General features: G+C 72.4%; 14 protein-coding genes. 6 read left to right on the top strand and 8 right to left on the bottom strand.

All coding sequences use genetic code 11. The features are described from left to right. Nucleotides 1-26: 26 nt before the first annotated feature. Entirely contained in the window at nt 27-881 is an 855-nt protein-coding gene (gene prcB, locus ACLF5H_RS32760) for a proteasome subunit beta (protein ID WP_421679639.1), read from the top strand. A gap of 98 nt (nt 882-979) precedes the next feature. On the opposite strand, the gene ACLF5H_RS32755 is transcribed toward prcB, so the two are convergent. From ACLF5H_RS32755 to ACLF5H_RS32730, 6 genes are all read right to left on the bottom strand, one after another. Next, nucleotides 980-1,477 (bottom strand): YbhB/YbcL family Raf kinase inhibitor-like protein, encoded by a 498-nt coding sequence (locus ACLF5H_RS32755; RefSeq protein WP_421679638.1) that lies wholly within the window; start codon nt 1,475-1,477, stop codon nt 980-982. 59 nt (nt 1,478-1,536) lie between these two features. Beyond that, nucleotides 1,537-2,121, bottom strand: coding sequence for an isochorismatase family cysteine hydrolase (locus tag ACLF5H_RS32750; protein WP_421679637.1), 585 nt, complete (start codon nt 2,119-2,121; stop codon nt 1,537-1,539). A 98-nt stretch (nt 2,122-2,219) separates the two neighbouring features. After that, nucleotides 2,220-3,974, bottom strand: coding sequence for an MFS transporter (locus ACLF5H_RS32745; protein ID WP_421679636.1), 1,755 nt, complete (start codon nt 3,972-3,974; stop codon nt 2,220-2,222). Between the two features lie 45 nt (nt 3,975-4,019). Then, nucleotides 4,020-4,460 (bottom strand): MarR family winged helix-turn-helix transcriptional regulator, encoded by a 441-nt coding sequence (locus ACLF5H_RS32740; protein WP_421679635.1) that lies wholly within the window; start codon nt 4,458-4,460, stop codon nt 4,020-4,022. A 27-nt stretch (nt 4,461-4,487) separates the two neighbouring features. Continuing rightward, nucleotides 4,488-5,153 (bottom strand): phosphatase PAP2 family protein, encoded by a 666-nt coding sequence (locus ACLF5H_RS32735; RefSeq protein ID WP_421679634.1) that lies wholly within the window; start codon nt 5,151-5,153, stop codon nt 4,488-4,490. Nucleotides 5,154-5,319: 166 nt separating this feature from the next. Beyond that, on the bottom strand, nt 5,320-5,979 hold the full coding sequence (locus ACLF5H_RS32730; RefSeq protein ID WP_421679633.1) for a DedA family protein: 660 nt from the start codon (nt 5,977-5,979) through the stop codon (nt 5,320-5,322). Nucleotides 5,980-6,192: 213 nt separating this feature from the next. Here ACLF5H_RS32730 and efeU point away from each other — a divergent pair, with 213 nt between their 5' ends. The 4 genes from efeU (at nt 6,193) to ACLF5H_RS32710 (ending at nt 11,505) form a co-directional block, all read left to right on the top strand. Continuing rightward, nucleotides 6,193-8,298, top strand: a complete 2,106-nt coding sequence (efeU, locus tag ACLF5H_RS32725; RefSeq protein ID WP_421679632.1) for an iron uptake transporter permease EfeU — start codon at nt 6,193-6,195, stop codon at nt 8,296-8,298. Between the two features lie 38 nt (nt 8,299-8,336). Further along, on the top strand, nt 8,337-9,608 hold the full coding sequence (gene efeB, locus ACLF5H_RS32720; protein WP_421679631.1) for an iron uptake transporter deferrochelatase/peroxidase subunit: 1,272 nt from the start codon (nt 8,337-8,339) through the stop codon (nt 9,606-9,608). A 188-nt stretch (nt 9,609-9,796) separates the two neighbouring features. Continuing rightward, nucleotides 9,797-10,948 carry a HoxN/HupN/NixA family nickel/cobalt transporter gene (locus ACLF5H_RS32715; RefSeq protein WP_421679683.1) on the top strand — a complete coding sequence of 384 codons (1,152 nt, stop codon included), beginning with the start codon at nt 9,797-9,799 and terminating at the stop codon, nt 10,946-10,948. Nucleotides 10,949-11,046: 98 nt separating this feature from the next. Continuing rightward, nucleotides 11,047-11,505, top strand: coding sequence for a DUF5709 domain-containing protein (locus ACLF5H_RS32710; RefSeq protein ID WP_421679630.1), 459 nt, complete (start codon nt 11,047-11,049; stop codon nt 11,503-11,505). 195 nt (nt 11,506-11,700) lie between these two features. Here ACLF5H_RS32710 and ACLF5H_RS32705 read toward each other — a convergent pair whose 3' ends face one another. Continuing rightward, a complete protein-coding gene (locus ACLF5H_RS32705) occupies nt 11,701-11,907 on the bottom strand; it encodes a hypothetical protein (RefSeq protein WP_037652629.1) in 207 nt (68 codons plus the stop codon). A gap of 212 nt (nt 11,908-12,119) precedes the next feature. Here ACLF5H_RS32705 and ACLF5H_RS32700 point away from each other — a divergent pair, with 212 nt between their 5' ends. Next, the gene (locus ACLF5H_RS32700; RefSeq protein ID WP_421679629.1) at nt 12,120-13,964 is read left to right on the top strand and encodes a glycoside hydrolase family 15 protein; all 1,845 of its coding nucleotides are present in this window, start codon (nt 12,120-12,122) and stop codon (nt 13,962-13,964) included. Here the strand turns inward: ACLF5H_RS32700 and cynR are convergent. Further along, complete coding sequence (gene cynR, locus ACLF5H_RS32695; RefSeq protein WP_421679682.1) at nt 13,920-14,888, bottom strand: transcriptional regulator CynR; 969 nt, start codon at nt 14,886-14,888, stop codon at nt 13,920-13,922. The two genes, ACLF5H_RS32700 and cynR, sit on opposite strands and share 45 nt — an antisense overlap. Nucleotides 14,889-14,920 lie beyond the last annotated feature (32 nt).

Below are 14,920 nucleotides of genomic sequence, written 5' to 3'. Positions count from 1 at the left end.
ACCGCGTGTCTATGGAGGGGAAGCAGATGACGGGGAACGACACCGCCGGGCTGATGGACGAGGCGTTCTTCACGCCGGGAAGCTCGTCCTTCGCCGAGTTCCTGGCCGCCCACCGCCCGCGGCTGCTGCCCACCGCGTCCCCGCTGCCGCCCGGCACCAGCGCGGCCCCGGACAGCTTCCCGCACGGCACCACGGTGCTCGCGCTCACCTACGGCGAGGGTGTGCTGCTCGCCGGGGACCGCCGGGCCACCATGGGCAACCTGATCGCCCAGCGGGACCTGGAGAAGGTCCACCCGGCCGACGACCACACGGCCGTCGCCTTCGCCGGTACCGTCGGACTCGCCCTCGACATGGTGCGGCTCTACCAGGTCGAACTGGCCCACTTCGAGAAGATCGAGGGCATCCCGATGACGCTGGGCGCGAAGGCGACCCGCCTCGCGACCATGATCCGGCAGAACCTCGCCCAGGCCATGCAGGGCCTCGCCGTCGTCCCCCTGCTCGCCGGGTACGACCTCGGCGCGCCCACCGGCGAGGGCGGCCGCATCTTCGCCTACGACGCGGCGGGCGGCCTGTACGAGAAGCGGGAGTTCCACGCCGAGGGCTCCGGCTCGCCGTACGCCCGGGGCGCGCTCAAGAAGCTCTACCGGCCCGGCCTCACCCGCCGCGAGGCCGCCCTCGCCGCGCTGCACGCGCTGTACGACGCCGCCGACGACGACTCGGCCACCGGTGGCCCCGACCTCAACCGCCGTATCTTCCCGATCCTCTCCTTCATCACCGAGGACGGCTACGAACGGCTGCCGGAGGCCGAGACCGAGGAGCTGAGCCGCGAGATGGTCCGCCAGCGCGACACCCGCCCGGACGGCCCGCACGTGGCGCCCTGAACCCCGGCGGACGAGGCGCGGGACCGCTCGCCGAGAAGGCCACGGGCGACGGCTCGCCCGAACCGCCGCGCGCCTTCCTGGAGCACGGACGGACCGGGTCAGCGCTCGTAGACGCCGGTCAGCCGGCCGCGGGCGAGGACCGGCGCGGTGACGGCGGCGAGGAGGGCGCGGGGGCGGGCCCGTTCCGGCCGCGGCAGGTCCACGGGGGTGGCCAGGGCGAACAGCTGGAAGGTGTAGCGGTGGGGGCCGTGGCCCTTGATCGGGGCCGGGCCGTGGTAGCCGCGGCCGACGGTGGAGCGCAACAGCCGTACGCCGGGCGCCGGTTGCCGGGCCCCGAGGGCGCCGGGGGCGAGTCGCTCGGCCGCCGGGTCGATCAGGGCGAGGCAGTGCACGGCGGGTTTGGCCATCGGCACGTCGATGTCCTCGATCACCAGCAGGAGTTGGGCGGTACCGCTCGGGGGCGCCGTCCAGGCCAGGTGGGGGGAGAGGTCGGCGCCGCCGATGGTCTTCGCGCACTGCTGAAGCGGCAGGGGATCACCGTCGCCGAAGTCCCGGCTGGTGAGCGTCAGCGGCTCGGGACCCTGGAGATGGGGCATGTGCCACGCCCCGTGGGTCTCGCCCGCCCTGCGGTTCCTCAGAAGCCGGCCCACAAGGCTCATCGCGTCGCCTCCAGCATCGTGACGACCTCGGTGGCGGTGGCGGTCTCGCCGAGCTTGGGGAAGACGCGTTCGACGCAGTGGCGGTGGGCCTCGGCGTCCGGGTCGGTCATGGCGTCGGTGGCCAGGACCACGTGGTAGCCGTGGTCGGCGGCCGAGCGCGCCGTCGACTCCACGCCCGAACTGGTCGAGACGCCGGTGAGCACGACCTGGGTGACGCCCAGGTCCCGCAGCAGGGTGTCGAGCCCGGTGTCGTGGAACGCGCTGCGCCGCCGCTTGGTGATCAGATGATCGCCCGGCCGGACGCCGAGTTCGTCCACCGGCTCGGCCCAGTCGGCCGAACGCTCGGCCCCGCCCCCGGACCGGCCGGTGTCCCGGGACCGTACGGCGTCCGTACGACCCGGCGCGCGGCCGGTGACGTTGACGAGGACCACCGGCAGGCCGTGCCGCCGGAACTCGTCCGCCAGGTGCGCCGATCGCTCGACGGCGGCGGTCACCCGGGCGTCGGGGCGGGCGGAGACGATGCCCTTCTGGAGATCGATCACGACGAGTGCGCACGCCGGGTCGATCGTGGTCAGTGCCATGGTGGTTGCTTCTCCTGTGGGTGTCCGTGGTGCGGGGCCGCGGGTGTCCGTGGTGTGGGGCCCGGCCGTGCTGCGAAGCCACCCGGCCGGGTGGTGTCTCAGGCGCTGGTGCGCCGGTCCGGACGCGCGGTGGCGCCGTCGGCCGCGCGCGGTTTCGGCGCCCCGGCGGGGGTGTGGGCGCCGCGCAGCAGGGAGGCGATCGCGGCGAGGAAGGCGAGGGTGGCGCCGAAGGCGAACACGATCACCAGGCCGGAGTGGAAGGGCCCGGAGATCAGGTTCGGGAAGAACTCCCGCCCGGTCAGGGCCTGTTGCTGGGCCGGGGTCAGCCGGGCCAGGGCGCCGCTGGGCTCCAGCAGATGCCGGACCGGGTTGACGCCCAGCTGGGCGGCGAACAGCGAGGAGACCGGGGGCAGACCGCCGACCTGGGCGGCGACGTGGGCGGGCACGCCCTGCTGGCGCAGGCCCGCGGTGAGGGTGTGCGGGAGGCGGCTCGCCAGACCGGCGATCATCAGGGAGAAGAACACGCCGATCGAGACGGCGGTGCCGGAGTTCTGGAAGGTGGCGCGCATACCCGAGGCGACGCCCCGCAGCTCGGCGGGCACACTGCCCATGATCGCGGAGGAGTTGGGGGAGGCGAACATGCCGCTGGCGATCCCGTTGACCGCGATCAGTACCGCGAACACCCCGTAGCCGAAGTCGATCGGCAGGAGCATCAGTCCGAGGAAGCTGGCGCCGAACAGCACCGCGCCACCGGTGGCCAGGCCCCGGGAGCCGAGCCGGTCGGACAGATGGCCGGACACCGGGCCCGCCGCGAGGAAGCCCGCGGTCAGCGGCAGCATGAAGACGCCGGCCAACAGGGGCGTGTCGCCGTAGTCGTAGCCGTGCAGCGGCAGCCAGATGCCCTGGAGCCAGATGATCAGCACGAACTGCATCCCGCCGCGCCCGATCGAGATGGCCAGGCCCGCCAGATTGCCGAAGGTGAAGGCGCGGCGGCGGAACAGGCTCAGCTGGATCATCGGCGCGGCGGTGCGGTTCTCGATCACGACGAACGCGGCCAGCAGCGCGAGACCGCCGGCTATCAGCACGTCGACGAAGGGGTTCGTCCAGCCCATGGTGTGCCCGCCGTAGGGCTGGAGGCCGAAGGTGACCGCGATCAGGACCGCGCTGAGGCCCACCGCGAAGGTGATGTTGCCCCACCAGTCGATCCGGCCGCCGTCGCGCCTGCCGGTCTCGCGCAGGGTGCGGTAGGCCCACAGCGTGAAGAACACGCCGACGGGCACGTTCACCCAGAACACCGCCCGCCAGTCCCACGCCGACAGCAGACCCCCGGCGACCAGGCCGATGAACATCCCGGCCAGCGCCGCCACCTGATTGACGCCCAGGGCGAAACCGCGCTGCTCCTCGGGGAAGGCGTCGGTCAGGATCGCCGCCGAGTTCGCGGTCAGCATCGAACCGCCCACGGCCTGCACCACCCGCCAGGCGATCAGCCACATCGCCCCGTGGCCGCCGTCGAAGGGATCGAAGGACAGCAGGACCGAGGCGAAGGTGAACACCGCGAAGCCGCAGTTGTAGATCCGGACCCGTCCGTACATGTCCCCGAGCCGGCCCACCGTGACCACCAGGACGGCCTGGACCAGCCGGTACCCCATGATCATCCACAGCAGGTAGGCGATGTTGCCCGGGGCCAGCGGATCCAGGTGCACACCGCGGAAGACGGCCGGCAGGGCGATCAGCACGATGGAGCCGTCCAGCGCGGACATGAAGACCGCGGCGGTCGTGTTCGTCAGCGCCGTCCACTTGTACCGGTCACCGGGGGAGCGGCGCGGGGCGTGCGCCCGGGGGGAATCCGTCATCGGCCTGCTTCCTCGAGGGTTCGTCGGCGCGGGGGCGTGGCGGCGTCAGATGCTCTGGGCCAGCCGTCGCAGCAGCGGGGCGGTGGCCGCGAGCCGCTCCAGTTCCGCGGGCGTGAACGCGCCGCCGGTCAGGGCGCCCGCGATGAGCTCGGCCCGCGCGTTGCGCTTGTCCCGCAGTGCCTGCCGCCCGGCGTCGGTCACCGACAGCACCACGCGCCTGCCGTCCGCCGGATCCCGGCGGCGCTCGACCAGGCCCCTGGCCTGGAGCGCGCCGAGCGTCGCCCCCATGGACTGCGCGGTGATCTGCGCGTCCCGGGCCAGCGCCGACGAGGTGGTGGGGCCCGAGCGGTCCAGCTGCGCCAGCGCGCCGCGCTCCGGGAGCGTCAGCCCGCCCTCGACCGGCACCTGGCGGACCCGGCGCACCAGCACGCCGATGCTCGCGAGCAGGGCCGAGGCGACCGCCTCGGGGTCCAGATCATCACTCATATGCTAAGGCTAACTTATAAAGCTGCCTTAGTATCTACCCCGGTCCCGGTCCCTGAAGTCGGCGGGCGGCCACCGGGCCGCCGCCGTGAGCAGCAGGGCGAGCCAGCCCGCCGCGAACAGCCAGCCGCCCAGTACATCGGTGAACCAGTGCACCCCGAGGAAGATCCGGGTCAGCCCGACCCCCGCGCCCCAGCAGGCGGCCAGGAGCGTCAGCGGGCCCCGGCCGCGCGGGGCGCGCAGCCACAGAGCCGTGATCAGCAGTCCGGCCGTCAGGGCCGAGGTGGTGGTGTGCCCGGAGGGGTACGACCAGCCGGAGGCGAGCGCCGCCCAGTCCCCGTACGGGGGCCGGACCCGGCCGACCAGGTCCATCACGCCGTACCGCACCGCCTGCCCGAGGCCCAGGCAGAGCAGGCCCATGAGGGCGGCGGCGCACCGCTGCCGGGCTGTCCGGCCCGCGATCAGACCGGCCGCGATCACCAGGGCGTACGGCACCGCGCCCGTGCCCGTGTCGGTCAGTCCGCGCGCCGCGGCGAGCGCGACCGGCGGCCGGTGCCCGAGGGACCAGGCGAGCAGGGCGCGGTCCGGGGGGAGCGGGGCGCCGTGCCGGGAGACCACGATCAGGGTCAGCGCCGCGAACGCGGACCAGGCGCAGACGCCGAGACCGACGACGGCCGCGGCCCTCCGGCGGCTCACGACGCCGGCGGAGGCCACGCCGGGGACGCCCCCGCCGTTCGAAGCGTCGGCCCGTATCTCGTTCGAAGCGTCGGCCCGCATTCCGTTCGACGCACCGGCCCGCGCGCTGTCCGACGCATCGCCCCGCGCGCTGTCCGACGCACCGGCCCGCGCGCCGCCGGGCCCGTCACGGTGTCTCCTTCGCCGCCCTGCGCGAGCGCAGCACCTCCGCCGCGAGCGGGATCAGCGAGACCAGGACGATCAGCGCGATCAGCGGCAGCAGGTACTTGTCGACATTCGGGATCGAGGACCCGAGCGCGTACCCGCCGAGCGTGAGACCGAGGCTCCAGAGCAGGCCGCCGACCACCTGCCACAGGGCGAAGGTGCGGGCCGGTACGCCGAGCGCGCCCGCCATCGGGTTCAGCACCGTCCGCACCACCGGCACGAAGCGGGCCAGCACGATCGCCTTCGCGTGGCCGTACCGGTCCAGCAGCTCCTCCGCGCGGTGCGCGCCCTCGCGCAGTTTCGCCGAGCGGGTGCGGGCCAGCAGCGCGCCGCCCGCCTTGCGCCCGATCAGGAACCCGCACTGGGAGCCCGCCAGGGCGCCGAGCGCCGCCGCGACCAGCAGCGGGCCGAGCGAGAGGCGCAGCCCGCGGTCGGCCGTGCCGGTGCACAGCAGGCCCGCCGTGAACAGCAGCGAGTCCCCGGGCAGGAAGAACCCGATCAGCAGGCCGGTCTCCGCGAAGAGCACCACGCCGACGCCGAACACGCCGAAGGCGGCCAGCAACGAGTGGGCGTCGAGCACATTGACCGCGAGCTGTGACGCCAGATGTGGGGGAGTGGCCACGGCCGCACACCCTTTCCTTCGACTTGCTTCGACAACATGTGACTACACATTTGTAGACGTTCGCCGGGCGACCGGCGGACATGGACAGGGGATCCTTCCCGGACTTTGCCTGGGGATTGCCGGATCGTGACCGGTTGTCTACGAAGGTGTAGTCATCATGGTCCGCGAAGGTAAGGCATGCCTTCGCTTAGTTTTCCGGGAGGGCCGCAAGGCATGTGGGACGACGCGTTTCCGAGTTTCCTGATCGGATTGAGGGAGGGACTCGAAGCCGGACTCATCGTCTCCATCCTGGTCGCCACCCTGGTGCGCGCCGAGGCCCGCTCACGGCTGCCGCAGGTGTGGACCGGTGTACTGGCCGCGATCGCCGTCGCGCTGAGCTTCGGCGCGGTCCTCACCTTCACCGCCGCGTCCATGCCGCAGACCGCCCAGGAGGCCTTCGGCGGCGTCCTCAGCGTGATCGCCGTCGCGTTCGTCACCGCCATGGTGTTCTGGATGCGCCGCTCGGCCCGCAACCTCTCCAGCGAGCTGAAGCAGAAGGTCACCGGCGCTCTCGCCATGGGCTCCGGCATGCTGATCCTCACCTCCTTCCTGGCCGTCGGCCGCGAGGGCCTGGAGACCGCCCTGTTCCTGTGGACCACCGCCCAGGCGGCCGGTGAGTCCGCGGGCCCGCTGACCGGCGCCGCCATCGGCCTGGTCCTCGCGGCGGGGCTGTGCTGGGGCCTGTACCGCAGGGTCCTGAAGATCAACCTGACGAAGTTCTTCACCGCGACCGGCGTCGTCCTGATCGTCATCGCCGCCGGGGTCCTCGGCTACGGCCTGCGCGACCTCCAGGAGGGCGGCGTCCTGCCCGGCAGGACGGCCTACGCCGTCGACCTCGCGAGCAGCATCGACGCCGGCTCCTGGTACAGCACCCTGATCCAGGGCGTCTTCAACCTGATGCCCACCATGACCTGGCTCCAGGTGGTCGCCTACGTCGCCTACCTCGCCGTGGTGATGACCCTGTTCGTGCGCGGCGTACGCGGCACCGCGCCCAAGGCCGTGCCGGAGCCCAGGCCCGAACCGGCCACCCAGGGATCCACCCAGGAATCCGCCCAGGAATCCGCCCAGGTATCCGCCGACGGGTCCGGCGAAGGGTCCGCCGCGCCGAAGCCCGCCGCCCGGCGCCGCCCGGTCTGGGTGGTCCCGGCCGCCGTGGTCGCCGTACCCGCCGTCGTCGCCGGACTCTTCGTCGCCCTCGGCCGCCCCAAGCCCGCCGGTGACCAGACCGTCGCCGTCTCCGAGACCGACTGCGGCAAGGGCTTCACCGCCCCCAAGCCGGGCCGGCAGACCTTCCAGATGCACAACACCGGCCGCCAGGCCTCCGAGGTCTACCTGGTCGACCCGTCCACCGACGCCGTCTACGGGGAGATCGAGGGCCTCGCCCCCGGCACCACCCGCGACCTCGTCGCCACCGTCGCCGGTGGCACCTACGCCTGGCGCTGCGTCCCCGCGAGCGGCAAGGCCGTCACCTCCAAGGCGGTCACCGTCACCGGCGGCGGCGCCGCGAAGCCGGTCGCCCCCGTCTCCGAGCAGGACCTCGCCGCGCCCCTGAAGTCGTACAAGGCGTACGTCGGCAAGGGCCTGGACACCCTCGTCGGGCAGACCCGCGCCCTCCAGCACGACATCGAGGGCGGCCACCTCGCCAAGGCCCGCACCGACTGGCTCACCGCCCACCGCACCTACGCCTCGCTCGGCGCCGCCTACGGCACCTTCGAGGACTTCGACCAGAAGATCGACGGCCGCGCCGACGGTCTGCCCGGCGGTGAGCGGGACAAGGACTTCAGCGGCTTCCTGCGCCTGGAGTACGGCCTGTGGCACGGAGGCTCGGCCAAGGAGCTGACCGGACCCGCCCGGCAGCTCAGCTCGGACGTGGCCGGGCTGCGGAAGGCCTTCCCGAGCCAGGACTTCGACCCCGGCGACCTGCCGCTGCGCGCCCACGAGATCCTGGAGAACACCCTCCAGTTCGAGCTGACCGGCGACACCGACGAGGGCAGCGGCACCAACCTCGCCACCGCCGACGCCAACCTCGCCGGCACCCGCGAACTGCTCACCGTTCTCGAGCCGCTGCTCACCGGCCGCGCCCCCAAGGTGCTGCCGACCGTCGACACCGACATCGACCGGGTGCGGAAGCTGCTGGACGCACAGCACGAGGGCGGCCACTGGACCCCCGTCGAGAAGCTCTCCGACGCCGACCGCCGGCACCTGGACGGGGCCACCGGACAGCTCCTGGAGGACCTCGCGCCGATCCCGGACCTGCTGGAGATCCGGAAGTCCGCCTGATGACCACCGCGCACCCGCACCCCGAAGGGAACCCGCCCATGTCCACCGCCGACACGCCCTCCTGCCCCGTCGGCCCCGCCCGCCGCTCCTTCGTGCGCGGCGCGCTGGGCGCCGGTGCCGCCGGAGCGGTCCTGGCCGGCGGCGGCTTCGCGCTCGCCGAGAGCGGTGGCACGGCCCAGGCCCGGCCGAGCGGCCCGGACGGCCGTACGAAGGTGCCCTTCCACGGCGCCCACCAGGCCGGGATCGTCACCCCGCAGCCGGCCGCCGCCGCGTTCGTCTCCTTCGACGTCATAGCCGACGACCGGAGCGGCCTCGCCGAGCTGCTGAGGACCATCACCGAGCGGGCCCGCTTCCTCACCTCCGGCGGCACCCCCGCCGACCTCGGCGTCGGCGCGCCGCCCGCCGACAACGGCATCCTCGGCCCCGAGGTCCCCGCGGACGGCCTCACCCTCACCCTCGGCGTCGGCAGCTCCCTCTTCGACGACCGCTACGGCCTCGCCAAGGCCAGGCCCGCCCGGCTCGTCCCCATGCGGACCTTCCCGAACGACAATCCGAACCCGGCCGAGTGCCACGGCGACCTCTCCCTCCAGATCTGCGCGCAGAGCAGGGACACCGTGCTGCACGCCCTGCGCGACATCGCCCGGCACACCCGCGGCGCGATGCAGGTCAAGTGGCGCATCGACGGCTTCCAGAACGCGCCCCGGCCCACCGGCGCCCAGCGCAACCTGCTCGGCTTCAAGGACGGCATCGCGAACCCGGACGTCAACTCCGCCCGGGAGACGAACAAGCTGATCTGGGTCGGCGACGGCCAGCGCGAGCCCGCCTGGGCCACCGGCGGCAGCTACCAGGTGATCCGGATCATCCGGATGCTGGTCGAGTTCTGGGACCGGGTCTCGCTCACCGAGCAGGAGAAGATGTTCGGCCGCCGCAAGGACACCGGCGCCCCGCTGGACGGCGCCAAGGAGACCGACGCCCCGAACTACGCCAAGGACCCGCACGGCAACGCCATCCCGATGGACGCCCACATCCGGCTCGCCAACCCGCGCACCGCGGCATCGGACAGCTCCCGCATCCTGCGCCGCGGCTACAACTACGACCGGGGTGCGGACAACGTCGGCAACCTCGACATGGGCCTCGTCTTCTGCTGCTACCAGCAGGACGTCAAGCGCCAGTTCGAGGCCGTGCAGACCCGGCTGATCGACGAGCCCCTGGTGGACTACATCTCCCCGACCGGCGGCGGCTACTTCTTCGCCCTGCCGGGCGTCCGGGACACCAGGGACTGGCTGGGCCGGGGCATGTTCTCCGCCTGACCGGACACCCGGCCCCTCTTTGCCGCTCCCCCCGCCCTGGGGAGCGGCCTTTTCCTGTTCATGGTCTTTTCCTGACCATGGGAAAGGCCTGCCGTCGCCTTTACTGCACATGGGTTGCAAGTACGGGATGATGGCACAAGGCTGCGCTGTGCAGCCGCACCCGTACGACGTTAGGAATGACCCTCCCGATGACGGCCGCCCCTGGTTCCGCTCCGTCCCTCCCCGCCCAGGCCGGCGCCAAGCCGTCGGCCTGGCAACGCGTCCGCCGCTCCATGACGCGCCAGGAGTGGGTCAGGGTCGGCTCGATGGCCGCCTTCGTGCTGGCCCTGCACGTCATCGGCTGGGGCACCCTGGTCGGCGTCATCGCGCCCCAGCACTTCAGCGTCGGCACCGAGTCGTTCGGCATCGGCATCGGCGTGACCGCCTACACCCTGGGCATGCGGCACGCCTTCGACGCCGACCACATCGCGGCCATCGACAACACCACCCGCAAGCTGATGGGCTCGGGGCAGCGCCCGCTGTCCGTCGGCTTCTGGTTCTCCCTCGGCCACTCCAGCATCGTCTTCGGCCTCGCCCTGCTGCTGTCCCTCGGCATGAAGACCCTGGCCGGACCGGTCGAGAACGACAACTCGCATCTGCACGAGGTCACCGGCCTCATCGGTACGACCGTCTCCGGCGCCTTCCTCTACCTCATCGCCGCGATCAACCTCGTCATCCTGGCCGGCATCTGGAAGGTCTTCCGCACGATGCGCACCGGCCACTACGACGAGGCCGCCCTGGAGACCCAGCTCAACAACCGGGGCTTCATGAACCGCCTGCTGGGCCGGGTGACCGGCTCGATCAGCAAACCGTGGCAGATGTACCCGCTGGGCCTGCTGTTCGGGCTCGGCTTCGACACCGCGACCGAGATCGCCCTGCTGGTCCTCGCCGGTTCCGGCGCCGCCTCCGGACTGCCCTGGTACGCGATCCTCACCCTGCCGGTGCTGTTCGCGGCCGGGATGTCGCTGCTGGACACCATCGACGGCTCGTTCATGAACTTCGCCTACGGCTGGGCGTTCTCCAAGCCGGTCCGCAAGGTCTACTACAACCTCACCATCACCGGCCTGTCCGTCGCCGTCGCCCTGATCATCGGCTCCGTCGAACTCCTCGGTCTGCTCGCCGACAAGATGGACCTGCACGGCTTCTTCTGGGACTGGGTCGCCGGGCTCGACCTCAACACGGTCGGCTTCGTGATCGTCGGCCTGTTCTTCGTCACCTGGGCGCTCGCGCTGCTGGTGTGGAAGGCGGGCCGCATCGAGGAGAAGTGGACCTCGGGCCTCGCGGAGCAGTCCGCCGACTGACCCGGTCGCGCCGGCCGAATCCGGCGTGCGCGGGGTTGACGTCCCGGCTGCGGGAAACGCGGTCCGTGACCACCCCGCGAACACCGAAGGAGGCGACGATGAGCGAGGCGCAGACTCCGCTGGGGGACGATGCCTACCAGCCCACCGGGACCAATGAGGAACAGGCGGACGCCGCACCCGTGGACCCCGAGGACGCGGTCGGCGAACGTTCGTACGACGACATGCTGGACGAGGGCTACTCGCCGCCCGAGCGGCCCCTCGGCGTCACCAAGTACGGCACCACCGCGGCCGAGCAGCGCGCGGGGGAGTCCCTGGACCAGCGGCTCCGCCAGGAGGTCCCGGACCCGGACGAGCCGGCCGGCGACGGCATCGGCGACCTGCCCGGCGGCGAGGGCGAGCCCCTCGACCCCGAGGCGGGCGACTCCCGCGCGGGCCGCCTGTCGGCCCCGGACCCGGGAGCGGACACCTTCGCCGAGGACGTGGGCATCGACGGGGGCGCGGCGGGCGCGGAGGAGGCCGCGGTGCATGTCGTACCGGACCAGCAGGATCGGCCGTAATGACCGGACCGGCCGCAATGGCCGGAGCGACTCAGCCGACAGCAGGTGGTCCGGGCCCAGGGGCGCGCGGCGAACCGCGCGCCACGCCACCGGCGCCCCGCGGCTGACGACGTACGGACCCCCCTGAGCAACGCAGTCGGGATTACCGGCCGAGCCTCGATCGCACGCCGCTCGGCCGGTACCCGGTCGGAAAACCTACGGCAGCAGCTTCTCGATCGCCGACGGACCCTCCGTCTCCAGCTTGCGGCGCGCCCAGTCGAGCGTCTTCGGGGTGACGTCCCGCCCGGCCGCCATCACCAGGTCCTCCGGGGTGACGTCCTGCTGGGGAGCCGAGTGGAGCAGGGAGTCCGGGGTGCAGTGGTCGTCGGGCGACCTGGACCCTCCAGTTGCGGATGTCGACATGTGTTGCCTCCTCCTCGGTCCGGATGACCGCATCCGTGCCGGTGCCGCCGAACGGGGCACCCTCTCACCATTGCCCGCCGCGGCGCACCCTGCATCCGGAAGGACACGCCGGTGACGGGTGACCGGCGCCTGCCCACTCCACCGCGCCCCACTCGCTCCTAAGCTGGAGACATCGCGGGACGAGTTCGCGCACCCGCACCGGGAGGCCGCCGATGAGCCAGACGCCGTTCGCCGCGGACACCTCCGCGAGCCCCCGCTACCTGCCCATCGCCGAACACGGCCTGATCGGCGACCTGCGCAGCGTCGCCCTGGTCGGCAGCAACGGCACCATCGACTGGTACTGCTCGCCGTCCTTCGACTCGCCCAGCGTCTTCGCGGCCGTCCTGGACGCCGAGCGCGGCGGCTGCTTCGAGCTGGCCGCCGCCGTCCCGGCCCGCACCAAGCAGTTCTACTTCCCCGACACCAACGTGCTGATCACCCGCTTCTTCACCGAGGAGGGCGTCGGCGAGGTGCAGGACTTCATGCCGGTCACCGCCGATTCCGGGCAGCCCTGCGAGACGGTGCGGCACCGGCTGATCCGGCGGGTGGTGTGCGTGCGCGGCCGGGTGCCCTTCCGCGCCCTGGTCGCCCCCCGCTTCGACTACGGCGCCGCCCCGCACACCGTCCGCGACACGGACGGCACCCTGCTGTTCGAGTCGCCCGACCTGGCGCTCGCGCTCACCGCGACCGTGGCCATGGAGTGCGACGGCCGGGACGCGTGCGCCGAGTTCAAGCTCGGCGAGGGCGAGACGGCGGTGTTCGCCCTCGACCAGGCCGGCACCGCCATCGCCCCGCGCGGCTGCGCCCACGCCGAGGCCGAGCACGAGTTCAACGCGACCGTCGCCTACTGGCGGCGCTGGCTCCAGCAGTCCCGCTACCGGGGCCGCTGGCGCGAGATGGTGCACCGCTCCGCCCTCACCCTCAAGCTGCTCACCTACGCCCCCACCGGGGCCATCGTGGCCGCCCCCACCACCAGCCTGCCCGAGCAGCTCGGCGGCGAGCGCAACTGGGACTACCGGTACGTCTGGGTGCGCGACGCGGCCTTCGCCGTGTACGCGCTGCTGCGGCTCGGCTTCAGCGGCGAGGCCGAGGCGTTCATGCGCTTCCTCACCACCCACATCAGCCCCGGCGACGGCGCCGCCTCCGGCCCGCTCCAGATCATGTACGGCATCGACGGCCGCACCGACCTGCCCGAGCGCGAGCTGCCCCATCTGGAGGGCCACCAGGGCTCGGCCCCGGTCCGGGTCGGCAACGCCGCCGCCGACCAGCTCCAGCTGGACATCTACGGCGCCCTGATCGACTCCGTCTACCTGTTCGACAAATGGGCCCAGCCCATCTCCAGCGCCCAGTGGGACGACGTCACCCAGCTGGTCGAATGGGTCTGCGAGCACTGGGACCAGCCCGACGAGGGCGTGTGGGAGACCCGGGGCGGCCGCAAGAACTTCCTGTACTCGCGGCTGATGTGCTGGGTCGCGGTGGAACGCGCCATCCGGCTCGCCAACCGGCGCGGGCTGCCCGCCGAGCTGCTGCGCTGGCGGCAGACCCGGGACGCGATCTACCGGCGGATCATGGACCGGGGCTGGTCGGAGCGGCGGCACGCCTTCGTGCAGCACGAGGACGGCGATGTGCTGGACGCCTCCGTGCTGATGATGCCGCTCGCCAAGTTCATCGCCCCCACCGATCCCAAGTGGCTGTCCACCCTGGACGCCCTCACCGAGGAACTCGTCTCCGACTCGCTGGTCTACCGCTACGACCCGCTGGTCAGCCCCGACGGGCTGCGCGGCGACGAGGGCACCTTCTCCATCTGCTCGTTCTGGTACGTCGAGGCGCTGGTGCGGGCCGGCCGGGTGGACGAGGCCCGGCTCGCCTTCGAGAAGATGCTCACCTACGCCAACCATCTCGGCCTGTACGCCGAGGAGATCGGCCGCACCGGCGAGCAACAGGGCAACTTCCCCCAGGCGTTCACCCATCTCTCACTGATCAGTGCCGCCTTCAACCTCGACCGCGCCCTCGGCTGACCCGTCCCGGGCGGGGGCCGTGTATCCGCGGCTGCGCACCAGTTCCCGGGTGAGGCGGGTGAAGGCGAGGGCCGCGGCGCTGCGGTAGGCGTCGGCGCGGGCGAGGAGGGTGACCGTGCGGGTCGGCAGGGCGGGGTCGAGCGGCACCGGGGCGAGGCGGGGGTGGTCATGGGTGATCGCGTCCGGCAGCACGGTGGCCAGGGAGGTGCGCTGCACGACCTCGGTCAGGGCCTGGATGGAGTTGGCCTCCACCGCGATCCGCGGGCTGACGCCGTGCCGCTCCAGATACGCGTCGATATGACCGCGAGTGGCGAAGTCGCCGCTGAGCAGCGCGAGTTGGCGCTCGGCGAGGTCCCGCACCGGCAGCGCGGCCGAACTGCCCCCGGTGGCACCGGAGTTGCCGGAGTCACCGGTGACCAGGGTGAGCGTCTCGGTGAACAGGTCGGTCGCGGTGAGGCCCGGCAGATGGGTGCCCCGGAAGGCGATCCCGAGGTCGAACTCGTCGGCCAGCAGCCCCGTTTCGATCCGGTCCTGGGTGGTCTCCCGCACGGTCAGGGTGATGCCGGGGTGGCGGCCGTGCAGCTCGGCGGTGAGCGGGCCGACGAGATAGGCCGTGAACGTGGGCGTGACCGCCAGCCGCAGCCGCCCGCGCGTCAGGTCCCGCACATCGTGGACGGCGCGCTCGGCGGCGGCCAGCTGGTGCAGCGCGCCCCGCGCATGATGGGCGTACGCCTCGCCCGCGTCGGTGAGGCGCACGGTGCGCCCGGTGCGGTCGAGCAGCTGGCTGCCGAGGGTCCGCTCCAGCTGCCTGACCTGCTGGGACAGCGTGGGCTGGGAGATGTGCAGCTCCTCGGCGGCACGGGTGAAGCTGCCGTGTTCGGCCACGGCGAGCAGATAGCGCAGATGACGCAGTTCCAGGGCCACGAGGACGACTATAGATGACATCAATAGCTTCG

The sequence above is a fragment of the Streptomyces sp. LaBMicrA B280 genome, from assembly GCF_049222185.1.
Lineage (GTDB): Bacteria > Actinomycetota > Actinomycetes > Streptomycetales > Streptomycetaceae > Streptomyces > Streptomyces murinus.
The sequence above is the reverse complement of the archived record's forward strand: the minus strand, read 5'-3'. Positions and strand labels throughout refer to the sequence as shown.